Origin of the sequence: Actinokineospora spheciospongiae (genome assembly GCF_003182415.1) — a bacterium.
GTDB classification, from domain to species: domain Bacteria; phylum Actinomycetota; class Actinomycetes; order Mycobacteriales; family Pseudonocardiaceae; genus Actinokineospora; species Actinokineospora spheciospongiae.
Genome location: NZ_QHCP01000005.1, coordinates 413,344 through 435,691, shown reverse-complemented (window position 1 = coordinate 435,691; position 22,348 = coordinate 413,344). Strand labels below are relative to the sequence as shown.

Annotated in this window: 22 protein-coding genes and 1 riboswitch; of the genes, 6 read left to right on the top strand and 16 right to left on the bottom strand. The window is 74.4% G+C overall.

The features are described 5' to 3' along the window. Positions 1-4: 4 nt before the first annotated feature. A complete protein-coding gene (locus tag DFQ13_RS16170; protein WP_110080374.1) occupies positions 5-640 on the top strand; it encodes a nucleoside/nucleotide kinase family protein in 636 nt (211 codons plus the stop codon). Between the two features lie 68 nt (positions 641-708). Continuing rightward, positions 709-1,701 (top strand): AsnC family protein, encoded by a 993-nt coding sequence (locus tag DFQ13_RS16165; protein WP_233438437.1) that lies wholly within the window; start codon positions 709-711, stop codon positions 1,699-1,701. Here DFQ13_RS16165 and DFQ13_RS16160 read toward each other — a convergent pair. The 7 genes from DFQ13_RS16160 to DFQ13_RS16130 all read right to left on the bottom strand — a co-directional run bounded on the left by DFQ13_RS16160 (position 1,698) and on the right by DFQ13_RS16130 (position 7,643). Next, positions 1,698-1,928, bottom strand: coding sequence for a hypothetical protein (locus tag DFQ13_RS16160; protein ID WP_110080373.1), 231 nt, complete (start codon positions 1,926-1,928; stop codon positions 1,698-1,700). The two genes, DFQ13_RS16165 and DFQ13_RS16160, sit on opposite strands and share 4 nt — an antisense overlap. 98 nt (positions 1,929-2,026) lie before the next feature. Next, complete coding sequence (locus DFQ13_RS16155; RefSeq protein ID WP_052020891.1) at positions 2,027-2,911, bottom strand: RluA family pseudouridine synthase; 885 nt, start codon at positions 2,909-2,911, stop codon at positions 2,027-2,029. 37 nt (positions 2,912-2,948) lie between these two features. Next, a complete protein-coding gene (gene lspA, locus DFQ13_RS16150; RefSeq protein ID WP_233438436.1) occupies positions 2,949-3,518 on the bottom strand; it encodes a signal peptidase II in 570 nt (189 codons plus the stop codon). Positions 3,519-3,565: 47 nt separating this feature from the next. Then, positions 3,566-4,921 (bottom strand): aminotransferase class V-fold PLP-dependent enzyme, encoded by a 1,356-nt coding sequence (locus tag DFQ13_RS16145; RefSeq protein ID WP_110080558.1) that lies wholly within the window; start codon positions 4,919-4,921, stop codon positions 3,566-3,568. 122 nt (positions 4,922-5,043) lie between these two features. Then, a riboswitch (SAM riboswitch) is annotated at positions 5,044-5,160 on the bottom strand. Positions 5,161-5,231: 71 nt separating this feature from the next. Beyond that, the gene (locus DFQ13_RS16140; RefSeq protein WP_407643171.1) at positions 5,232-6,716 is read right to left on the bottom strand and encodes a potassium/proton antiporter; all 1,485 of its coding nucleotides are present in this window, start codon (positions 6,714-6,716) and stop codon (positions 5,232-5,234) included. 94 nt (positions 6,717-6,810) lie between these two features. Continuing rightward, a complete protein-coding gene (locus DFQ13_RS16135; protein WP_035280184.1) occupies positions 6,811-7,083 on the bottom strand; it encodes a DUF167 domain-containing protein in 273 nt (90 codons plus the stop codon). Next, positions 7,083-7,643 carry a TetR/AcrR family transcriptional regulator gene (locus DFQ13_RS16130; RefSeq protein WP_035280182.1) on the bottom strand — a complete coding sequence of 187 codons (561 nt, stop codon included), beginning with the start codon at positions 7,641-7,643 and terminating at the stop codon, positions 7,083-7,085. Before DFQ13_RS16130 ends, DFQ13_RS16135 begins: the two co-directional genes overlap by 1 nt. Before the next feature lie 53 nt (positions 7,644-7,696). Between DFQ13_RS16130 and DFQ13_RS16125 the strand changes: the two genes are divergently transcribed. From DFQ13_RS16125 to DFQ13_RS16110, 4 genes are all read left to right on the top strand, one after another. Beyond that, positions 7,697-8,173: a hypothetical protein gene (locus DFQ13_RS16125; protein ID WP_110080372.1), complete on the top strand. Its 477-nt coding sequence runs from the start codon at positions 7,697-7,699 to the stop codon at positions 8,171-8,173. A gap of 371 nt (positions 8,174-8,544) precedes the next feature. Continuing rightward, positions 8,545-10,350 (top strand): glycosyl transferase, encoded by a 1,806-nt coding sequence (locus tag DFQ13_RS16120; protein WP_110080371.1) that lies wholly within the window; start codon positions 8,545-8,547, stop codon positions 10,348-10,350. 21 nt (positions 10,351-10,371) lie between these two features. Continuing rightward, entirely contained in the window at positions 10,372-11,202 is an 831-nt protein-coding gene (locus DFQ13_RS16115; RefSeq protein ID WP_110080370.1) for a DUF4397 domain-containing protein, read from the top strand. After that, entirely contained in the window at positions 11,199-11,780 is a 582-nt protein-coding gene (locus tag DFQ13_RS16110) for a class F sortase (RefSeq protein WP_233438435.1), read from the top strand. Before DFQ13_RS16115 ends, DFQ13_RS16110 begins: the two co-directional genes overlap by 4 nt. 21 nt (positions 11,781-11,801) lie before the next feature. On the opposite strand, the gene DFQ13_RS16105 is transcribed toward DFQ13_RS16110, so the two are convergent. The 9 genes from DFQ13_RS16105 to pgeF form a co-directional block, all read right to left on the bottom strand. Further along, on the bottom strand, positions 11,802-13,430 hold the full coding sequence (locus tag DFQ13_RS16105) for a penicillin-binding transpeptidase domain-containing protein (protein WP_233438434.1): 1,629 nt from the start codon (positions 13,428-13,430) through the stop codon (positions 11,802-11,804). Between the two features lie 156 nt (positions 13,431-13,586). Continuing rightward, positions 13,587-16,727: an isoleucine--tRNA ligase gene (ileS, locus tag DFQ13_RS16100; RefSeq protein WP_110080369.1), complete on the bottom strand. Its 3,141-nt coding sequence runs from the start codon at positions 16,725-16,727 to the stop codon at positions 13,587-13,589. A 151-nt stretch (positions 16,728-16,878) separates the two neighbouring features. Further along, positions 16,879-18,207, bottom strand: a complete 1,329-nt coding sequence (locus DFQ13_RS16095) for an MFS transporter (RefSeq protein ID WP_110080554.1) — start codon at positions 18,205-18,207, stop codon at positions 16,879-16,881. Between the two features lie 117 nt (positions 18,208-18,324). Further along, positions 18,325-18,894, bottom strand: coding sequence for a hypothetical protein (locus DFQ13_RS16090; protein ID WP_110080368.1), 570 nt, complete (start codon positions 18,892-18,894; stop codon positions 18,325-18,327). A gap of 76 nt (positions 18,895-18,970) precedes the next feature. Continuing rightward, positions 18,971-19,801, bottom strand: a complete 831-nt coding sequence (gene wag31, locus DFQ13_RS16085) for a DivIVA-like cell division protein Wag31 (protein WP_035280171.1) — start codon at positions 19,799-19,801, stop codon at positions 18,971-18,973. 46 nt (positions 19,802-19,847) lie between these two features. Beyond that, the gene (locus DFQ13_RS16080) at positions 19,848-20,132 is read right to left on the bottom strand and encodes a YggT family protein (RefSeq protein WP_035280169.1); all 285 of its coding nucleotides are present in this window, start codon (positions 20,130-20,132) and stop codon (positions 19,848-19,850) included. A 19-nt stretch (positions 20,133-20,151) separates the two neighbouring features. After that, positions 20,152-20,808 carry a cell division protein SepF gene (locus tag DFQ13_RS16075; protein WP_035280167.1) on the bottom strand — a complete coding sequence of 219 codons (657 nt, stop codon included), beginning with the start codon at positions 20,806-20,808 and terminating at the stop codon, positions 20,152-20,154. Positions 20,809-20,910: 102 nt separating this feature from the next. After that, positions 20,911-21,639, bottom strand: a complete 729-nt coding sequence (locus tag DFQ13_RS16070) for a YggS family pyridoxal phosphate-dependent enzyme (protein WP_035280166.1) — start codon at positions 21,637-21,639, stop codon at positions 20,911-20,913. Then, the gene (gene pgeF / locus DFQ13_RS16065) at positions 21,636-22,343 is read right to left on the bottom strand and encodes a peptidoglycan editing factor PgeF (RefSeq protein WP_084175389.1); all 708 of its coding nucleotides are present in this window, start codon (positions 22,341-22,343) and stop codon (positions 21,636-21,638) included. Before pgeF ends, DFQ13_RS16070 begins: the two co-directional genes overlap by 4 nt. Positions 22,344-22,348 lie beyond the last annotated feature (5 nt).

Genomic DNA, 22,348 nt, shown 5'->3' with positions numbered 1-22,348 from the left:
CGCCATGCGCTTCCGCCCCGTGACACCCGAGGTGCTGGTCCGCGAACTCACCGACCGGGTGACGGCCGGGGAGCGTACCGAGTGGACTCGGGTGATCTTGGACGGCGCCCCGCCCGCGCGGCCGGACGAGCTGGCCGAGGCGCTGGTGGAGCCGCTGCGGGTGCTCGGCCGACCGGTGCTGCGGGTCGCCGCGGCCGACTTCCTGCGGCCCGCCTCGCTGCGGTTCGAGCGGGGCCGGGCGGACCCGGACGCCCGCTACGAGCTGTGGCTGGACGAGGGCGCGCTGCGCCGGGAAGTCCTCGACCCGCTCTCCCCCGGCGGCACCGGCCGGGTGCTGCCCGCGCTGTGGAACGCCGCCACCGACCGCGCCACCCGCGCCGACTACACCCGGTTGCCGCCGGGGGGCGTGCTGCTGCTCGACGGTGAACTGCTCCTCGGCCGGGGCCTGCCGCACGAGCTGTCGGTGCACCTGTGGCTGTCCGCGCCCGCCCTGGCCCGGCGGCTGCCCGCCGAGGAGCACTGGGCGCTGCCCGCCTTCGCCCGCTACGACGCCGAGGTGCGCCCCCTGCACACGGCCGACACCGGGGTGCGCGCCGACGACCCCCGCCACCCCGCGGTGCTCGACGACACCCCGGTCTGATCGATCATGGCCGTGTCGGCCCCCGGCTTCCGGCGCGGCCGTCCCGGCGACCGGGTAGCGTGCCAACCGTGGTCGATCCAGTAGACGTCCGCCTGCTCGGCGTGGTCGCCGAGATGGGCAGGGCCGCGGTGCACGAGGTGGCCGCGCGCCTGGGCATGGACCCGCGCGAGGTGGCCTCCCGGCTCGTCGCGCTGTCCGGCTCCGGGCTGCCGCTGCTCGTGGGCGTCGAGTGCGACCCCAACGGCCTGCGGCAGGCGTTGGCCCGGCAGAGCGCGCCGGTCGGCTACCCGATGCCGGGGCAGTACCAGCAGCAACCCCAGCAGCAACCCGGTTACCCGCCGCAGTACCAGCAGAACAACCACCCCGGCCAGCAGAGCGGGCCGTACCAGGTCAACCCGCAGAGCCAGCCGTTCCCGGCGCAGATGGGCCCGCCGAGCCAACCCTTCCCGGCGCAGGCCCCGCCGCACCACAACCACAACGCCGGTCACGCCCCGCAGAGCCAGCCGTTCCCTGCGCCCAACGAGCCGATGAGCACCTGGGGCCCGCCGCAGGTGTCGACCTGGGCCCGCGGCGACCAGCCGCCCACCCAGGTGGAGCTGCCGGTCGAGCGCACCCAGCCGACCACCCGCACCGCGGCGAGCCGCACCGGGACCGTCGGCAACAGCCTGGAGACCACCGGCCTGGAGGGCGAACGCCTCGCCGTGCGCCTGGTCGAGGTCGTCGACCCGGCCGACTACCTGTTCACCGCCGCGGGCTACCGCCTGCAACCGGGCGAGCGCTCGATCGTCGTGCACACCGAGCTGACCAACCGCGGGTCGGTCCACTTCTCCACGCTGCCGGACCTGTACCTGGTGCTGGTCACCCCGGAGGGCGAGACCGTCGGCAAGGCCCCGGTGTCGTTGTCCTCCCGCCCCCCGCACCGCATCGGCGTCGCACCGGGCGAGACGGCGGGCGGGCACACGGTGTACGTGGTGCCCGAGCAACTGGCGGTGACCTCGGTCCGCTGGAGCCCCCGGCCGGACGAGGAAGACCTCGCCCTGACCTGGGCCGTGGAGAACTAGCCCCGGTTGAACAACCGGGAGAAGAACCCCTTCTTGGCCTGCGCCGTCCGCTGCGCCGGGATCGGCGAGGTGGGCGGGCCCCGGTCGTAGTCGGGTGCCGGGAGACCGCGGGCGGGGGTGTCGAGATCCGCGGTGTCGAGATCCGCGGCCTGGCCCGGGACACCCCCGATCACGCCGTCGACGACCAGGTGGTCGTTGAGCTGCTCGGTGTCGCGTGGGCTGGTCATCGCGGCCTCCGGGGGTCGCCACCAGGGCGTCGGGCGGGGCCCCAACGTAACCGCTCGAACCCCGCCCGCGCACCCGGACACGCGAAGGAACCGGTCGGTCAGTAGTCGTCGGCCAGGGTGGCCAGGGCGGCGGCGAGGTCGGCGGGGTACTCGCTGGTGAACTCGACCCACCGGCCGTCGGCGGGGTGGTGGAAGCCGAGGGTGCGGGCGTGCAGCCACTGGCGGGTGAGGCCGAGGCGCTTGGCCAGGGTGGGGTCGGCACCGTAGGTGAGGTCGCCGACGCAGGGGTGGCGCAGGGCGCTGAAGTGGACCCGGATCTGGTGGGTGCGGCCGGTCTCCAGCTTGACGTCGAGCAGCGACGCGGCGCGGAAGGCCTCGATGGTCTCGTAGTGGGTGATGCTCGGCTTGCCGCCCGCCACCACCGCCCACCGGTAGTCGTGGCGCGGGTGGCGGTCGATGGGGGCGTCGATCGTCCCGACGCTCGGGTCGGGGTGGCCCTGCACCAGCGCGTGGTAGCGCTTCTCGACGGTGCGCTCCTTGAACGCCCGCTTGAGCACTGTGTAGGCGTGCTCGCTCTTGGCGACCACCATCACCCCGGTCGTCCCGACGTCGAGGCGGTGCACGACGCCCTGGCGCTCGGCGGCCCCGGAGGTGGAGATGCGCAGGCCCGCCGCGGCGAGGCCGCCGATGACCGTGGGGCCGGACCAGCCGGGGCTGGGGTGGGCGGCGACGCCGACCGGCTTGTCCACCACCACCACGTCGTCGTCCTGGTGGATGATCTCCAGGCCGGGCACCGCCACCGCCTTCAGCTCCACCGGGCGGTCCGGCTGCGGCAGGGTCACCTCCAGCCAGGCGCCCGCCAGCAGCCGGTCGGACTTGCCCGCGGGTCGACCGTCGACCAGCACGTCACCGGCTTCGGTGAGGGCCACGACGACGGTGCGGGAGATGCCAAGCAGCTTCGACAGACCGGCGTCGACGCGCATGCCGTCGAGGCCGTCGGGGATGGGCAGGGTCCGCGTGTCACTCACCGGTGGCCGCCTTCTTCTCGGACTTCGTGGTCAGGCTGCCGTCGTAGTCGCGGCCCAGCAGGGCCATCAGCACGATGAGCACGCCGCCGACGCTGATGCCGGAGTCGGCCACGTTGAACACCGGGAAGTACTCGCCGTTCGGGCCGAACACCGACACGAAGTCGACCACGTGCCCCTGGAACGCCCCGGGGGCGCGGAACAGCCGGTCGGTCAGGTTGCCCAGCGCGCCCGCGAGCACCAGGCCCAGGCCCAGCGCCCAGCCCGGCGAGCGCAGCTTGGGGATGACCCAGACGATGGCGACCACGACCCCGATGGCGACCAGGGTCAGCAGCCAGGTCATCCCGGTGGCCATGGAGAACGCGGCCCCGGGGTTGCGGATGAGGTCGAGGTAGACCAGCCCGCCGAGCAGCCGCACCGGCGGCTCGCCCTCCAGGTTGGCGGTGACCAGGATCTTCGTGACCAGGTCGAGCGCGTACACCACCACCGCCGTGCCGACCAGCAGCGCTGCCCTGCGCGGCGGCACCGGTGCCGCGCTCACCCCATCGCGTTCCTCACTGCTCACCACCCCATTGTCCACGGTCGGCCGACCCGCCCGGCCGTCGACCGGGCTCAGGGCAGCTCGCGCAGGAACGGCGGCAGCGGCCGGGGGTCCTCCACCGGCGCCCAGCGGCCGTCGACGAGGGCGTACTCGGCGGCCGGGCCACCGTCGACGAGGGCGTGCAGCGCGGCGACGAGCCGGTCCACGTGCTCTGGCGTCGTGCCCAGGCCGATGCTGACCCGCAGCGCCCGCCGCTCGGAGCTGCCTGCCCGGTCGAGCAGCCTGGCGGTGGCCACGTGCGCGCAGAACGCGCCGTCGCGCACGCCGATGCCGTGCTCGGCGGACAGGACCGCCGCGGCCAGGCCGGAGTCGAGGCCGTCGACGGTGAAGCTGACGACGCCGACCCGGTCGTGCTCCGCGCCGAACAGGCTCAGCGGGCGCAGGCCGGGGACGGTGGCGAGCCCGGCGCGCAGCCGGTGCAGCAGGACCCGCTCGTGCTCGACCACGGCGTCCCAGCCGTGCCGGGTGATCGCCTCGCAGGCGGTGGCCAGCGCGTGCACGCCGACCACGTTCGGCGACCCGGCCTCGTGCCGCTCCGGGCCGGTCGACCAGGTCACCGCGAGCCGGTCGCCGCGGTCGGTGACCGAGGCGGTGGCGCCGCCGCCGACCAGGTGCGGTTCGGCGGCCCTGAGCCAGTCGGCGCGGCCGACGAGGGCGCCCGCGCCGAACGGGGCGTAGAGCTTGTGCCCGGACAGGGCGACCCAGTCGACGTCGAGGGCGCGGATGTCGACCGGCCGGTGCGGGGCGAGCTGCGCGGCGTCGAGGGCGACCCTGGCGCCGTGGCGGCGGGCGACGGCGGACAGCTCGGCGATCGGCCAGACCTCGCCGGTGACGTTGGAGGCGGCGGTCAGCACCACCAGGCGCGGCCCGACGGCGCAGTCGGCCAGCGCCCGGTCCAGCGCCAGGGCAGCGTCGCCCGCGCTCTCCGGGGTGCGCAGGCGGTGCACGCGCGGGCCGCGCCAGGGCAACAGCGCCGCGTGGTGCTCGGTGTCGAACAGGACCACGGACGTGCCCCTGGGCAGCGCCCCGGCCAGCAGGTTCAGGCTGTCGGTGGTGTTGCGGGTGAAGATGACCTGGTCGGTGCGGTGGGCGCCGACGAACCGGCGGAGCACATCGCGGGCCTGGTCGTGCACGCGGGTGCAGACCTGGGAGGCGAAGCCCGCGCCGCGGTGCACGCTGGCGTACCAGGGCAGCAGCTCGTCCACGGCGTCGCGCACGGCCTCCAGGGCGGGGGTGCTGGCGGCGTGGTCGAGGTTGGCGTAGGGCACCCGGCGGCCGTCGACCAGCGGGACCGCCAGCCGCGCCCCCACCACGGGCGGCACGGCGGGGATACCGGCGGCGGCCTCGACAGCGGCGGTCGCGGGCACGGGCTCGGTGGTGCAGCCGGTGGGACACCCGGTGTCGCGGGCCGGTTCGGCGGTGCGGCGGCTGGGGATGGCGAGCGTCACGGGGTGCCTCCAAGGTCTCCAGGACCCTGGCCGGTGAGGGGGGTCCGCGCTTGCCCGTCCCGCACCTCGCGGGAGGACCAGGTCCTCACCCGGGGCACCCCACCGCGGAGGAGGGTTGCCGGCCAGCAAACCGGGGCTTGACGCTGGCACTCATGACCTTGCCGAAGACCATAGCCGACGCGGCGCCGCGGATCGAGTCCGATCCACCGGGTGGGATCGGCGTCACGGCTCAGGGTTTGCCGGTCTCGCCCTTCCAGCGGGCGAAGCGGCCCGCCCGGTCGACCGCGCGGATGCGGGTCTCGGCGGCGGCCCTGGCCTCCTGCGTGGTGACCACCAGGACCTGGTCCAGCTCCTGCAACCGGGTCGTGGTGACCGGGGTGAACGCGCCCGCGCCGCGGGCGACGAGGCTGACCGAGGCGCCCGGCGGCAGCCGCAGCTCCGACAGGTAGACGCCGTGCAGCTTGGACCCGACGGGGATGGTGACCTGCAACAGCTCCGCGTTCAGCTCGTCGAGGGTGGCCACGTCGACGTCGACCTCCTTGGGCTGCGCACCGGTGTCGAGCCGCAGCAGCTTCGCCAGCAGCCCGAGCGTGGTGCCCTGCACCAGGGTCAGCACGATCACCAGCACGAACACGGCGTCGACGAGTTGCTGCGCGCCGGGGATGCCCTGCGACAGCGGGATCATGGCCAGCACGATGGGCACGGCCCCGCGCAACCCGGCCCAGGACAGGAAGACCTGTTCGCGCCAGGGCATCCGGAACGGCACCATCGACACCAGCACGGACAGCGGCCGGGCCAGCAGGGTCAGCAGGGCACCGGCGACCAGCCCGGGGATGATCGCGTCGAGCAGCCTGCTCGGTGAGGCGAACAGTCCCAAGAGGACGAACAGGCCGATCTGCGCCAACCAGCCCAGCCCCTCGGCGAAGGAGACCGTGTCGGAGCGGTGCGGCAGCTTGGAGTTGCCCAGCACCAACCCGGCGACGTAGGCGGCGAGCAGCCCGGAGGCGTGCGCGGCCTGCCCGCCCGCGAAGGCGAGCACGCACACCGCGACCGTGGCCAGCGGGTACAGGCCGGTGGCGGGCAGCGCGGCGCGGCGCAGGGTGAGGGCCCCCAGCCAGCCCAGGCCGACGCCGAGGGCCAGGCCCACCGCGAGTTCGTAGGCCAGGGTGAGCGGCAGCGACCAGGTGACCGGGTCGGTGGAGGCCAGCAGCACCACGGCGATGTAGCTGGGGGCGTCGTTCATGCCGCTCTCCAGCTCCAGCGACCCGACCAGCCGCCGGGTGACCGAGAGGTTGCGCAGCACGCTGAACACGGCGGCGGCGTCGGTGGAGGCCAGCACCGCGCCCCAGAGCAGGGCCAACCGCCAGTCGAAGTCCAGGACCAGGTGCAACCCGAGCGCGGTCACCCCGATGCTGACCCCGACGGCCACAGTGGACAGTGCCACTCCCGGCCAGAGCGCCGGTTTGACCTCGACCCAGCGGGTGGTGAGGCCACCCTCGGCCAGGATCATGACCAGCGCGGCCAGACCGAGCGACTGGGTCAGGTCGGCGTTGGAGAACTCGATGCCCAGCCCGGCCTCGCCGAGCAGCACGCCGATTCCCAGGTAGAGCAACAGCGACGGCAGACCGAGCCGGACCGACACCCGCACGGCCAGCACCGCCAGCAGCAGCACCAACGCCCCGATGCCCAGTGCAACGGTCAGGTCGTCCACCATCACCTCCCGGGCAATCAGTTGTCGGGGCATTCTCCCCCGTAGGGGGCGGATTGTCGTAATCGGCGTCCCGGTGGCGGCCCAGGTGAGGCAACCGTCACGGCCCGTTGTCCCGCAATCGGTCCAGTGTGGCCGGGGCGTCCGGCGGTGCCGGGTCGAGTTCGACGACCTTGTCCCGCGCGCGGTCACCGCTGATGATCAGCACGTTCCCGGGGCGCACGCCGAACGCCGCGGCGAGCGCGCGGCACACCGCCTCGTTGGCCTTGCCCGCCACCGCGGGTGCCGCGACGGCGACCACGAGCGCGTCGCCCCGGCGCCCGCCGACGGCCGCGCGGCGCGCACCCGGCCGGACCCGGACCGCGAAGCGCATCAGCCCTCGGCGGGGGCGGTGAGCAGCACCCGCAGCACGTCGTCGACGAGCGCGCGGCGGTCCTCGGCCGAGTGCGGCAGGGTCTCCGGGGCGCCGTGCAGGAGCTGCACCTGCCCGAGGTAGGCGGAGTAGGTGATCACCGCGCGGCGGTGGGCCTGCTCGGCGGTGAACCCGAGCCCGGTGAACTGCTCGGCCAGGTACCCGACCCGCCGTCGCCCCACCCTGGCCACCGCGGCGGCGACCAGCGGGTCGGCCAGCGAGGCGTGCAGGGCCAGCTCGACGGCGGCCCCGGCGGGCAGCACCGCCTCGAACAGCAGCCGCAGCCGCTCGGCGGGGTCGGCGCCGCGGTCGGCGTGCGCGATCACGGCGGCGGTGTGCTCGGCCTCCCAGCGGTCGAGGGTGGCCCGGAGCAGGGCGTCGCGGGTGGCGAAGTGCCAGTAGACGCTGCCCTTGGTCGAGCCGCCCCTGGCCGCCAGCGGTTCGACCGCGAGCGCGGCGACCCCGCCCTCGGCGAGCACCTCCAGGGCCAGCGCCGTCCAGTCGTCCCTACTCCTCCGCACCTTCCGTACGCTAGCGTACGGCGGACCATACGGTTCCGTACGGAAGGTTCACCATGATCCACAACCGGCACGAACGCGTCCTGCCCGCCGACCCCGGGCCGCTGCTCGACGCGATCGCCGAGCCCGAGGGCCCGCTGTGGCCGCACCACCGGTGGCCCGCGCTGCGGCTCGACCGCCCGCTCGGACCGGGTGCCCGCGGCGGGCACGGCCCGGTCCGCTACACCTGCACGGCCCACGAGCCGGGCAGGCTGGTCGAGTTCACCTTCGACCCGGGCATCGGTCTGCGCGGCACGCACACCTTCACCGCCCGACCCGGCCGGGTGCTGCGCCACGACCTCCGCGCCCGCCCCACCGGCGCGGGTCACCTGACCTGGCCGCTGGCCATCCGCTGGCTGCACGACGCCCTGATCAAAGACCTGCTCGACCGCGCGGCCACCGCGCTCGGCGACCCTCCCCCGCGCCCGGCACCCCACTCCCGCTACGTCCGCGTGCTGCGTGCCGTGGCGGACGACGGGAAGCGGCGCGACTGAGCCGTCCGGGGCAGCCCGGCGGGCGATCGCCCTCACCCCCAGCGGTGTCACCCGGTCGTGGCAACACCGACCGCGTCACCGGATCGTGGCGCGGTGCGGCGGTCCACTCGCACGGAGCGGGCTGAAACCGGTCTCGGATGCCCGGCACCGGGCTCCCCGTTCGGCGCAGCGCACGTCGCCCCATCACCCGTCCGGCCGTGTCCAGCGCACGGAAAGTTGCAGTTCGCACGCGCGGTCACACCTTCTACGATGGCCCGACCGCAGCGCGCAGCGGTGCCCCTGACCTCGAAGGACATCCCACGGAGCACCCGGAGAAGGAGGTTCCGGCCCAGCCCCGGTCACCCGACCGGGGTGACCGGGCGGGCACCACCATGACCTCACACCGCTGGAACGACGGCTCCGCCGTGCGCTTGCCCCCGCACACCTGGCGCTTGGCCGCCGACGAACGCACCCGGGCCGCCGAACGCCACCTGCTGGCGCTCGCCGCCGTGCTCGCGCTGGCCGCGCTCACCGCCGTGGTCCGCCTCGCCGCGGGCGGCTCCCCGGCGCAGGCGGGCGAGGCCGGGCACCTGGCCCACGTCTTCGCCGCCGACCGGCTCGACCTGCTGCTCGACAGCGCCGCCGACGCCCCGCTGGCCTGGTTGCAGGCGGGCGCCTACACCGCGCTCACCGACGCCTTCACCCGCCACACGGCCGCCCTCGCGGGAGCCCGCGAGGGCATGGCCGTCGCCGCGGCGGTCACCGCCGTGCTGGTCTGGCTGCTCGCCCGCCGGATGGGGCTGCGCTGGTGGACGGCCGCCGCGGCGGTGGGCGTGGCCGCGCTGTCGCCGCTGGTCGTCGAGGTGCAACTGGGGCTGCGCCCGGAGAACGTGGCGACGCCCTGGGCGCTGGGCGCGCTGGTGCTGCTGTGGACCCCGCACCGGCACCGCAGGCTCGAACCGGACCTGTGGGCGGTGGTGCTGCTGGTCGTCGCCGTGATCACCGCCCCGGTCACCCTGGTGCTCGCGGCCTCGGCGGGCTGGCTGGTGTGGCGGCGCGGTCGCAGGCGCCTGGCGCAGGTCCTCGGCGCGGGCTTCGCGCTCGGCGTCGCCGTCGGGCTCGGTGCCTCCTCGGCGCTGAGCGGCCTGCACCTGGCGGGCCGCGGGCCGACGCCCGCGCAGTGGGCGGCGGTGGACCCGGTGCTGGCGGTCGCGGTGGTGCTCGGTGCCGTGGGTGGGCTGTGCTCGGCCCGGCTGCGCCCGCTGGCGATCGGCGTGCTCGGGCTGCTCGCGGTGGCGCTGGTGCCGGGCGGCCCCGGCTCCGGAGCGCTCACGGTGGCCGCCGCGCCCGCCGTGCTGCTCGCCGCGGGGGCGGCCGAGCTGGCGCTGACCCACCGGTTCCGGATCGGCAGGCACACCGGGAGCCGGTTGCTGCTGGGACCGACCGCGGTCGGCCTCCTGGTCGCGGCGGTGCTGGTGGTGCCGGTGTGGCCGGGCGCGCTGGACGCGGCGGCGGCCCGGCGCACCGACCCCGGCCCGCTCGCCGGGGCGACCCGGTGGCTGCGGGAGAACCTGCCCGCCACCCCGGTCGTGGTCGACGACGCCGCCTGGGTGGACCTGGTGCGCGCAGGCCGCGACCCCGCCCTGACCACCCGCGCCGCCGCGGGCGAACCGCCGCCCGACGCCTGGGTGCTGCTGACCCCGGCGCTGCGCGCGCGGGGCGCGGTCCCGGGCGGGGAGACCGTGGCGGTGTTCGGCACCGGCCCCGACCGGGTCGAGGTCGACCGACCCGGCGCCCCGGGCCGGGGCGCGGCCGGGGAGACCGGCGCCCGCAGGCACGCGGGGTCCGCGCTGGCCGACTCACCGCGGCTCACCGCGCGCCCCGACGTCACCGCCCTGCTGCGGACGGGCCGCGTCGACCCCAGGGTGCTGACCGTCCTCGCCGGGCTCACCTCGTCGCGACCGGTGCGGGTCACCGCGCTGCCCGCGGTGCCGGGCGAGGACGCGGCCGGGCAACCCCGCCGCCAACTGCTGGTCACCACCGCGGGCGAGCAGGCCGACCAGGTCGCCCGGTACTTCGCGGGCCAGCGCGGCGCCTACCGGCCCCTGTCCGTGACCAGCACCGCCGAGGGCGTCCTGGTCCGCTACCCGCCCGGGGCACCCGCCGGGCTGCTCACCCCGTTCGACCCACCTCCCTGAACCCCGAAAGGAACACCGACGATGTCGCGTCGGACAGCACCGCTCGTTGCGGCGGTCCTCCTCCTCGCCTGCGCCCCGCCCGCCGCCCGAGCCGCCCCCGGCCCCGACCTGGGCTGGGTGCGCCTGGGCCACCTCGCCCCCGGGGCGCCACCGGTCGACATCTACCTCGCCGCCTTCGGCCGCGCCGAGCAGGTGGTGGTCCGCAAGGCCGGGTACGGCGCGGTCACCCCGTACTCCGCGCTGCGCGCGGGCGCCTACACCGTGGCCATGCGCCCGGCCGACGCCGCGCCGACCTCCCCGCCCGCGCTGACCGCGACCGTGGACATCACCGCCGCCACCGCCCACTCGCTGCTGGTCTTCGCCACCGGCCCCGGCGGTTCGCTGCGCGGCGACCTGGTCACCGACGACCTGGGCGCGCCGGAGCCGGGCACGGGCCGGGTCCGGGTGGTGCAGGGCACCGCCGCGCTCGCCCCGGTGACGGTCGAGGTGGGCGGCACGAGCACCCCGCTCGTCGTCGACGCCTCCTACGGCATGACCACCCCATACCGGGACCTGCCGCAGGGCCGCCACGACGTGGTGCTGAGCGGGTCCACCGGGCGGGCACCGACGCAGGTCGACGTCCGCGCGGGCACCTCGACGACGCTGCTGGTGACCGAGTCCGACGGCGCGCTCAAGAGCACACCGCTCACCGACAGCGCAGGCCCGGAGGTCAAACCCCTGCTGGGGGTGGAAACCGGTGCGGGCAGGACCTCCACTGTGGACTCACCGGTGTGGGTTCTGGTTGTGCTGTCCCTGCTGGCGGCGGCGGGCGCGGGTGCCGCGCTGCGGTTCCGCACCCGGGCGCGGGGGTGAGGAAGCGCGCCGCGGTGGTCCTCCTGGCGTTGGTCGCGGTCACCGGCTGCGCGCCCGAACCACCGGTGGCACCACCCGCCACCATGCCACTGCCCGCCCCGCTCCCGGCGCCGATCGCGGCGGTGCGGGTGTCGCCCGTGGGACTGGAGATATCCGCGATCGGCGTCCTGGAACGGGAAGTGGTGCCGCTGCGGCTCGGCGCGGCGGGTGAACTGGAACCGCCCGCCGACTTCGCCAGGGTCGGCTGGTACGCCGAGGGGACCGCACCGGGCGACGTCGGGCCCGCGGTGCTCGCCGGGCACGTCGACTCCCGGGCGGGCCCCGCCGTCTTCTCCCGGCTGCGCGAACTCGAACCGGGCGACCGGGTCACCGTGCACCGCTCCGACGGCGCGGCGGCGGTGTTCACCGTCGACGAGGTGCGCCGGTACCCCAAGGACGCCTTCCCGACCGACGCCGTCTACGGCCCGGTGCCGGGGGCCGCGCTGCGGCTGATCACCTGCGGCGGCGAGTTCGACCGCGCCCGCCGGTCCTATGAGGACAACGTGGTGGTGTTCGCCTCGGCCCGCTGGGCGGGGTGAGGCGGACCACCCGGCGCCGGATCACCCCAGCGCGGCCAGGAAGCGGCCGGTGACGTCCACGGCGGGAACAGCGGCGCCCGCATCCTCGACCAGGACGGCGAACGCCACGTCGCCCCGGTAACCGGTGAACCAGCCGTGCGCCTGGGTGCCGTCGCCGAACTGGGCGGTGCCGGTCTTGCCGGAGGCGCCGTACTTCGCCAGCGCCGTGGCCCGGCCGGTGGTGACCACCTCGCGCATCATGGTGCGCAGGGACCGCACGGTCGCCGCCGCCGGGCCCCGGTAGCCGGTGTTGACGGTCGTGTCGACGCCCGTGAACAGCCGGGGGGTGACCGCGCCGCCGTACGCGACGGTGGCCGACACCAGCGCCATGCCGAACGGGCTGACCCGCACGGTGCCTTGGCCGATGCTGTTCTCCACCTGCTCGGAGCGGTCCCCGGCCGGTGGCACGCGCCCGGTCTGGGTGTTCAGGCCGGGCACCGAGAAGTCCGCGGCCAGGCCGAACCGGGCCGCGGCGGTGGACAGCGCGTCGGCGGGCAGGTCACCCGCGAGCGCGGCGAAGGTGGTGTTGCAGGACTGGGCGAACGCCGTGCGCAGCGGCACCGGGCCCAGGTCGAAGTCGGCGTTGCGGATGGTGCGGGTGCCGATGGTCTGCGTGCCGGGGCAGGGCAGCACGGTGTCGATGGTCGCCGCGCCCGCGCTGAGCACGGCGTCAGCGGTGACGACCTTGAACGTGGAGCCCGGCGGGTAGAGGCCGCTGAACGCGCGGGCGCCGTCGGAGCCGCCCGAGGTGGCGACGGCGAGGATGCCGCCGGTGGAGGGGCGCAGGGCGACCAGGGTGGTCGGCTTCCCCGCGCCCGCGACGGCGGCGTTCGCGGCGGCCTGGACCTTCGGGTCCAGGGTCGTCGCCACCGGTTCGGCGGGCGGCGGCGCGGTCCCGAACAGCGTGGCCACCGGCGTGCCGTTCGCGTCGACCGCGGCCACCACGCCGTCGCCTGCCCCGGTCGCCGGGGTGGCGCCCTTCTTGATCGCGCTCGCCAGCGTCGGGTCCACCCGCGTGTCCCCCACCGGGGCGAGGTCGGTCCCGGACCAGGTGAACAGCGGGGCGCCGCCCGCGCCGACCACGGCGACGGTGTTCTGCTGGGCGGCGAGGTGAGCGAGCCGCTGCCCGACCGCGAGCCGCGGGTGGATGACCGCCGGTGTCCAGGCCACCAGCCAGGTCTCGCCGGTGCGGACCACGCGCAGGGTGTTGGAGTACGCCCACGCCTTGCCGGACCCGAGGGTCCAGGTCGTGGTGAACGCCTCCTGCGCCTCGACCGCGCCCGCGGCGGGCTCCACCGGGTCCAGCGCGAACACCACGCCCTGCGCGCCCAGGGCGGTGCGGATGTCGGTCAGCGCCTGGGTGGCGGCGGGGGCGTTGTCGGTCAACGCGCCCGCGCCCGCGTGATCACCCCGGCGGACCCGGTCGAGGAACGCCTGCGCGGTCTGCGCCGCCGTGAGCGGAGCGGCGGCCCGGCCCTGCGCCGCGACCCTGTCCGGCGGTGCGGGCGACGGCCGCGCGTCGGGCAACAGCACGAACCAGGCGAGCAGGACGACCGCCAGGACGGCGGCACCGCCGATGGACAGTATCCAGCGCTTGCGCGTCTCGGACACGCGAAACCCCCAGTGGAACCCCAGTACCCCCGACGCGCGGACGTCGCGCTGCCCCCAGCGTGCCGGCCGCCCGGGGACCGGACCAGTTCCCCGTGGTGACGAACGCACAACGGCGGGGGCACCCCGAAGGGCACCCCCGCCGCCGAACGGTTCCGGTCAGCCGCGCCGGACGTCCACGCGGACCTGCACGCCATCGCCCACGGTCCCGGCGGAACCGCCCTCGACCAGGGCGTACGCGACCGAGTCGGCCAGGGTCTCCCCCGCCACGAACGCCTCGTGCACGCGCACGGCGTCAAGCACCTCTCCGGGGGCGTCGACGGTCAGCGCGATCCGGTCCGACACCTGCAACCCGGCGTCGCGGCGGGCCTGCTGCACGACCCGGATCAGGTCGCGGGCCAGGCCCTCGGCGGCCAGTTCCGGGGTGACCTCGGTGTCCAGCACGACCAGCCCGGAGCTGCCGGGCAGCTCGGCGGTGGCCCCGGCGTCCACCGCGACCAGGCGCCGGTCGTACTCGCCGTCGAGCAGTTCCACCCCGGCCGCCACCACGGCACCGGCGTCGGTGGTGCTCCACTCCCCGGCCTTGACCGCCTTGATGACCTTCTGCACGTCCTTGCCCAGCCGCGGCCCGCAGGCGCGGGCGTTGACCGCCAGCTCGAACCGGCCGTGCGCGGCCACGTCGGTCGTCAGCTCGACCGCCTTGACGTTGACCTCGTCGGAGATCAGCGACGCGAACGGCTCCAGCACCGCCGCGTCCTCGGCCGCCACCAGCAGCTTCGCCAGCGGCAGCCGCACGCGCAGCTTGTTGGCCTTGCGCAGCGCCAGCGCCGACGAGCACACCTGCCGCACCCGGTCCATGCCCGCCACCAGTGCGTCGTCGGCGGGCAGCGCCCCGGCGTCCGGCCAGTCGGCCAGGTGCACCGAGCGACCGCCGGTCAGCCCCCGCCACACCTCCTCGGTGGTCAGCGGCAGCAGCGGCGCGGCCAGCCGGGAGACGACCTCCAGCACGGTGTGCAGGGTGTCGATGGCGTCGGTGTCGCCGGACCAGAACCGGTCCCGCGACCGGCGGACGTACCAGTTGGTCAGCACCTCCAGGTACTCGCGCACCGACTGGCACGCCCCGGAGATGTCGTAGGTGTCCAGCGCAGCCGTCACCGACTCCACGAGCTGCCGGGTCTTGGCCAGCGCGTAGCGGTCGAGCACGTGCGGCGAGTCGGTCCGCCAGGTGCCGTCGGTGCCCTCGGCGTTGGCGTAGAGGGCGAGGAAGTACCAGGAGTTCCACAGCGGCAGCACCGCCTGGCGCACCGCGTCGCGGATGCCCCGCTCGGTGACGACCAGGTCGCCGCCGCGCAGGATCGGGCTGGCCATGAGGAACCACCGCATGGCGTCGGAGCCGTCGCGGTCGAAGACCTCGTTGACGTCCGGGTAGTTCTTGCGCGACTTGGACATCTTCTGCCCGTCGTCGCCGAGCACGATGCCGTGCGCCACGCAGTTGGTGAACGCGGGCCGGTCGAACAGGGCGGTGGCGAGCACGTGCAGCGTGTAGAACCAGCCGCGGGTCTGCCCGTTGTACTCGACGATGAAGTCACCCGGGTAGTGGTCCTCGAACCACTCGCGGTTCTCGAACGGGTAGTGCACCTGGGCGAAGGACATCGAGCCCGACTCGAACCAGCAGTCGAGCACCTCCGGCACCCGGCGCATGGTGGAGGCGCCGGTGGGGTCGTCCGGGTTGGGCCGGGTCAGCTCGTCGATGGTCGGCCGGTGCAGGTCCGTCGGCCGGGTGCCGAAGTCGCGCTCCAGGTCGTCGAGCGAGCCGTAGACGTCCACGCGCGGGTACGCGGGGTCGTCGGAGACCCACACCGGGATCGGGGAGCCCCAGAACCGGTTGCGGGAGATGTTCCAGTCGCGGGCGTTGTCCAGCCACTTGCCGAACTGGCCGTCCTTGATGTGCCCCGGCACCCAGTTGATCTGCTGGTTCAGCTCGACCATGCGGTCCTTGAACGTGCTGACCGCGACGAACCAGGACGACACGGCGCGCTGGATCAGCGGGTTGTCGCAGCGCCAGCAGTGCGGGTACGGGTGGTTGTAGGTCTCATGCCGCAGCAGCAGGCCCGCGTCCTTGAGGTCGCGGATGATCTGCTTGTTGGCCTCGAAGACGTGCACGCCCGCGTACGGCGGCACCTCCGCGGTGAACCGGCCGTGGCTGTCGACCGGGACCACCACCTCGATCCCGGCGGCGTCGGTGACGACCTTGTCCTCCTCACCGAAGGCGGGCGCGATGTGCACGACACCGGTGCCGTCGTCGGTGGTGACGTAGTCGGCGGCCAGCACCTGGTGGGCGTTCTCCCGCCCGGCGAAGAAGTCGAACGGCGGCTGGTAGCGCGTGCCCACCAGCTCGCTGCCCCGGTACCGGGCCAGGACCGGCAGGTCCTCCCCCAGCTCGCGGGCGTACGCGGCAACCCGCGCCTCGGCGAGCAGGTACCTGGTGCCCGCGCTCTCCACGACGACGTAGTCGACCTCCGGGTTGACCGCGGCGGCCAGGTTCGACGGCAGCGTCCACGGGGTGGTCGTCCACACCAGGGCCTGCACGCCGTCGAGGTCGGTGCCGGGCGCGCGCAGCCGCAGGCCCACCGTGACGGCCGGGTCCTGCCGGTCGCGGTAGGTGTCGTCCATCTTCGTCTCGGTGTTGGACAGCGGCGTCTCGCAGCGCCAGCAGTACCAGAGCACCCGGAAGCCCTCGTACACCAAACCCTTGTCGTACAGGGACTTGAAGGCCCACATGACGCTTTCCATGTAGTCCAGGTCGAGGGTCTTGTAGTCGTTGTCGAAGTCCACCCAGCGCGCCTGCCGGGTCACGTACGCCCGCCACGAGTCGGCGTACCGCATGACCGAGGTGCGGCAGGCGTCGTTGAACTTCTCGATCCCGAACGCCTCGATGTCGCTCTTCGAGGAGAACCCGAGCTGCTTCTCCGCCTCCACCTCGGCGGGCAGGCCGTGCGTGTCCCAGCCGAAGCGGCGCTCGACGTGGCGGCCGCGCATGGTCTGGTAGCGCGGCACGACGTCCTTGACGTAACCGGTCAGCAGGTGCCCGTAGTGCGGCAGGCCGTTGGCGAAGGGCGGTCCGTCGTAGAAGACGAACTCGTTGTCCCCGTCGTCGCCCGCGGGCCGGGCGTCCACAGTGGCCTGGAACGTGTTGTCCGCCGCCCAGTAGTCGAGCACGGTGGTCTCGAGGGCGGGGAAGGACGGCTGCGCCGGGACGGCGTCCCCGGCGGCGGAACTGGTCGCCTTGGGGTAACCCATGGGTGGCACTCCTCGTACGAGATCGGTCGGACCCACGCGGGGACGACCCGTCCCGGTCCTGCGCCGGTCCGCGCCGCGGTACCACCCCGCTTGCCACCGGGAACCCGGTGACCTCTCGTACCCGGCTGTCACGGGCCGGCCCCGTCCGGTTCTACTGGGGCCGCTCCCCTGGCGGAGCGCAGGCCCGTTCTTCCGGAGACTCCCCGGTGATGGCCGGATCGACGTCTGTACCCCCAGGGTACTGCGTGTCCGCAACCGGGTTCCCGGGAGCCTGTTCGCGGAACGCCGCGGGCCCGAAACCGCGCCAGGCCACGGCGGTCAGCACGACCATCGCGGCCCCGGCGGTCCAGAACGGGGCGGTCAGGCCGAACACCTTGGCCAGCAGCCCGCCGCCCAGCGAACCGAGGGCGGACCCGCCGATCGACAGCAGCATCGACACGCTGCCGACCCGGCCGCGCAACCGGTCGGGCACCACCCGCTGCCGGACGGCGGCGATGATCGTGCCCCAGACCACGCCGTGCACGCCGAAGACGAACAGGACCACACCCACGACCCACGCGGACCGGGTGCCTGCCAGGACGAAGTGGGTGGCGGTCTCCACGAGCAGGCCCACCCGCATCAGCGGGCTCTCCCCGAAGCGGCGGACCAACCGGCTGGCGAGCACCGTGCCGAGCAGCCCGCCGACCGCCATCACCGTCGTGAGCAGACCGAACCCGATCGCGGGCAGGCCCAGCCGCTCGGTCGCGTAGAGCACCATGATCGACACGGTGGCCATCAGCGTGAGGTTCATGAAGAACAGGCAGACGAAGAACATCCGCAGCAACCGGTGGGCCAGCAGCCACCGCACCCCCTCGGCGATCTCCTGCCGCATCGGGCGCCGCCCGGCCGGGTCGGGCGGCACCGCGCGGTGGCGCACGCCGCGCACCAACAGCGCCCCGATGAGGAAGGTGGCCGCGTTGACCCCGAACGGCAGCGCTGCGCTGAACACGAAGATCGCTGCGCCGAGCGGTGGCCCGGCGAACTGGTTGCCCAGCAGGTGGACCCCCATGAGGCGGGCGTTGGCCGCGGGCAGGGCCTCGACCGGGACGACCGCGGGGACCAACGCCCCCGAGGCGGTGTCCGCGAGGGTTTCGGCGGTGCCGAGCAGGAAGAACGCCGCGTAGACCACCGGGATGGACACGTGCCCGGTGGCGATGGCGCCGGTGAGCGCGCCGAGGACGACGGCGCGCACCAGGTTGACCACGACGACCAGGCGCCGCCGGTCGAGCCGGTCGACGAGCGCGCCGCTGAACAGCGACAGCAGCAACCACGGCAGTTGCTGCACGAACACGGCCATGCCGACCAGCGCCGGGTCGCGGGTGAGGCCCGCCACCAGCAGCGGCCCGGCCGCCAGGGCGACACCGTCGCCGAGGTTGGTCGCCAGGGACGCCAACCACAGGCGGTGGAAGTCACCACCGAGCTTGGGTGTGGCTGTGGTCATGGACATGACGAGCACCACGTGGACACGGAAACCCCCGGGTTCCTTCGGCTCAACCGAACGAACGCGAGGTTATCCGGACTTCCCGATCGGCGTCGGGAGTTGTCCACAGGGCGCTGATCAGCCCGCCTCGTGCGGCTGCTCGGCGCTGCGGCCCTCGCGGTGCCGGGCCGCCAGCACGGCGTCCGGCGTGCACAGGGCGCAGGGCGTGAAGCCGAGCTGGCGCGCCTCGGCGACCGGCAGCGTCAGCGAGGGCTTGCCCGAGATGAACGAGCACCGGCCCAGGTGGTAGCGCGGTCGCTCGTCGAGGACCCTGACCTCGGCGTCGAGGTCGGACACCACCAGCAGGTCGGCGGCGTCGGTGGCCTCCTCGGCGGGTTCGTCCCCGGCCCCCTCGGCGGGACCCGGTTCGGGTTCCGCCCCGGTGGCCCCGGGCTCGTCCCGGGCCGGATCAGGCCCGGCGGCCACCACGGGTTCGGGTTCGTCGTCGAGGTGGTCGTCGGCCACCGCCGGGGCGGACCGCGCCGCAGACCGCGTGCGGCGGGACCGCACCCAGTCGACGACGAGGATGGCCGCCGCGGCGACGCTCACCGCGACCGAGATCCACGCGAACAGGGTGTTGGCCGTGGTGAGCGCGCCGACCAGCAGGCCGAACGCCACCAGGACCAGCACCAACACGATGATCAGCACTGTTGACCCCACCCACCGGGACGTCGTGCCCGCGAACCGATCCCGGTCCGCGGGCCACTGTCCCGGCTACTCCGGCTCAGCCCGCCTCGGCGCGGGGGCCGAACGAGTAGCCGCTCTGCTGCCCCGCCGCCGCCCGGGCGCCCTCGGAGGTGGGCGCGGCGGAACCGCGGTCTCCGAGCTCGCGCAGGCTGGACTCGAGGAAGGTCTTGAGGCGGGTGCGGTACTCGCGCTCGAAGGTGCGCAGCTCGTCGATCTTCTTCTCCAGCGTGGTGCGCTCCGCCTGCACCGCGCCGAGGATCTCCGTGTGCTGCCGCTGGGCGTCGCGCTCCAGCGACGTGGCCTTCTCCCGCGCCTGCCGCTCCAGCGTGTCGGCCCGGGTGCGGGCGTCGTTGAGCATGGTCTCGGCGCGCGTGCGCGCCTCGTTGACCATGGTGTCCGACTTCGTGCGGGCCTCGGAGAGCAACTGCTCGGACTTGGTCCGGGCCTCCGCCAGCATGGTGTCCGCCTCGGCCTTGGCCTCGCCGGTCAGCCGGTCCGCCATCTCCTGGGCCAGGCCCAGGACCTTGGCGGCCTGCACGTGGTGGTCACCGCCACCGCCGGGGCTGGTCTGCTCCAGCGCGCTGGGCGGCGGGACCGGGTTGAGCCTGCGCGGCTCCTCCACGGCCCGGACCGGGGCAGCCGGGGCGGCGCCCGAGCGAGCGTCGTCGAGGTCGGCTCGCGCGGATTCGAGCTGCGCGTCGAGCTGCTCGACCTGCGCACGCAGGTCGTTGTTCTCCTCGATCAGGCGGGAGAGCTCCACCTCGACCAAGTCGAGGAAGGCGTCCACCTCGTCCTCGTTGTAGCCCCGCTTGCCAATGGGAGGCTTGCTGAACGCGACGTTGTGCACGTCAGCGGGGGTCAACGACATCTGATCACCTCACGCGCTCCAGGGCTGCAGGCACCCAAGTTCCCCGTTACCCGGGATAGGCCAGCCGCATCAGAATGAATACGACCAACAGCAGCACCATAATCGATAGGTCCAGGCCCACGCCCCCGATCCGCACCGTCGGGATGAGCCGACGGACGAGTCTGACCGGGGGGTCGGTCACTGTGTAGATGGTCTCCAGCGCCACCGCAACCCCACCGGCCGGTCGCCATTCCCTGGCGAACGTCCGGACGAGTTCGACCACCACGCGGGCGGTCAGCAGCAGCCAGAAGGCGAAAAACACCCAATAAGCGGCGAGACGCACTGGTTCCACAGGTCAACTCTGCCATCACTCAGCTTCGGCCCGCGAACCCGCCCTCGGCCAACCGCCGCTTGTCCTCGGCGGTCGGGTCGACGTTGGGGGGTGAGATCAAGAACACCTTGTTGGTGACCTTGTCCATCGAGCCGCGCAGCGCGAACGCCAGACCGGCGGCGAAGTCGACGAGCCGCTTGGCGTCGCCGTCCTCCATCTCGGTCAGGTTCATGATCACCGGGCGGCCGTCGCGGTAGTGCTCGCCGATCGTCCTGGCCTCGTAGTAGCTGCTCGGGTGCAGCGTGACCACCCGGCCGAGCGGGTAGCCGGTCGGGACCGGCGGCTCGCTGGGTCGGGGGCGGGGCGCCGCGTCGCGGCGGGCATCCATGGCCAGTGCTCCCTGGGTGGTCGAGGTGTCCGCGACCGCGGACACGGTCGACCCGATGGCCGACGGCGGCGACCAGCCGCGCGGTCGCAACCGCTCGACGGGCTCGTAGTCGTCGTCCACCTCGGACTCGGAACGGTAGCGCCCCGAGCGGCGGCCACGTCCGGGGGTGTACTCGTCGAACTCGTCGTCGGCGAGGTACTCCGGGCGGTGGCCGTAGCCACGCCGGTCGTAGTCGTCGAGGTCGTAGTCGTCGAGTTCGTCGGCAGGAACCATCCCGAAGTAGGCCTTCAACTTCTGCAGCGTACTCATGGCTTCCTCCGTGACTCCCGGGCGTGGCTCCCGCGCAAGACGACCTACCCGCGCCTCACACGTCTCAACCGTCACTCCGGGGTTCGGGTTCCCAGACCCCCGTTAGGGGGAGGCTAGCCCGCGACCCCCCAGGAGGGCGGTTCCGACACGCACGCACGTCGACCCGTAGTCGATCGCCTCTTCAAGATCGTTACTCATGCCGCAGGAAAGCTCCGTGGCCTGGGGGTACTCGGCCCGCAACCGTTCCGCCGCACTGGCAAGACGCGCGAAGGCGGCCGCGGGTTCCACCCCGCGCGGGGCCACCGCCATGATCCCGCGGAGGCGAAGATCACGCGTCCCGGCCACGTCCTCGGCGAGCGCGGGCAGGTCCTCCAACGGGCAGCCGCCGCGGGCCGGGTCGCCGTCGATGCTCGCCTGGAGCAGGACGTCGAGCGGCCCCTCGCACTCCCCCACCGCCGCGGCGTTGCCCACGGCCCTGGCCAGCGCCGCGGCCAACCGGCCGGAGTCGACGGACTGGACCTCGGCCGCCCACCGCACCACCGCGCGCGCCTTGTTGCGCTGCAACTGCCCGACCATGTGCCAGCGGATCGGCAGGTCCGGCCGCAGTTCGGCGACCCGGGCGGCCTTGGCCCCCGCGTCCTGCTCCCGGTTCTCGGCCAGGTCGAGCACGCCGAGGTCGGCGAGGGCGATCGCGTCCTCGGCCGGGAAGGTCTTGCTCACCCCGAGCAGCCGCACGCCCGCCGGGTCGCGGCCCGCCTTCGCGCAGGCGGCCTCGATCCGGGCCCGGACCTCGGCGAGGTTGGCGGCGATCTCGACGGCGCGGTCGGTCATCGGGGGTCCACCCAGGTCACCGCGGCCAATCGCCCAGTGGTCCCTTCCCTGCGGTGACTGAACAGCGCGGCTTCCTCGTTGGTGCACCGCGGGTCGATGCCGATCCTGGCCACCCCGGCGTCGGCGAGCTGGCGCCACAGCCCGGCGCGCAGGTCCAGCCCCGGGGTGCCGCGGCGGGTGCGGCAGGCGCTGCCGGGCAGGTGCTTCTCCACGTCGGTCTGCATCGCCTGCGGCACCTCGTAGCAGTCGCCGCAGACCGCGGGCCCCAGCAGCACCTCGACCCGCGCCACGTCGGCCCCGGCGGTGCGCATGGCCGCCAGCGCGGCGGGCACCACCCCGACCCGGGCGCCGACGCGCCCGGCGTGCACCGCGCCGACGACCCCGGCCACCGGGTCGCCCAGCAGGACCGGCACGCAGTCGGCGACCAGCACGACCAGGGCCAGCCCCGGCTCGGCGGTGACCACGGCGTCGGTGGCCTCCAGCGGTTCGGCGACCGGCCCGTCGACGACCTGGGCGGTGCGGCCGTGCACCTGCTCCATCCACACCAGCCGGTCCCCGGGCACCCCCAGCTCGCCCGCCAGCCGCTCGCGGTTGGCCCGGACCGCCGCCGGGTCGTCCCCGACGTGCCCGCCGAGGTTGAACGAGTCGTAGGGGGGCCGCGAGACCCCGCCCTCGCGCGTGGTGACCACCCGGCGAATGCGCACCCTGT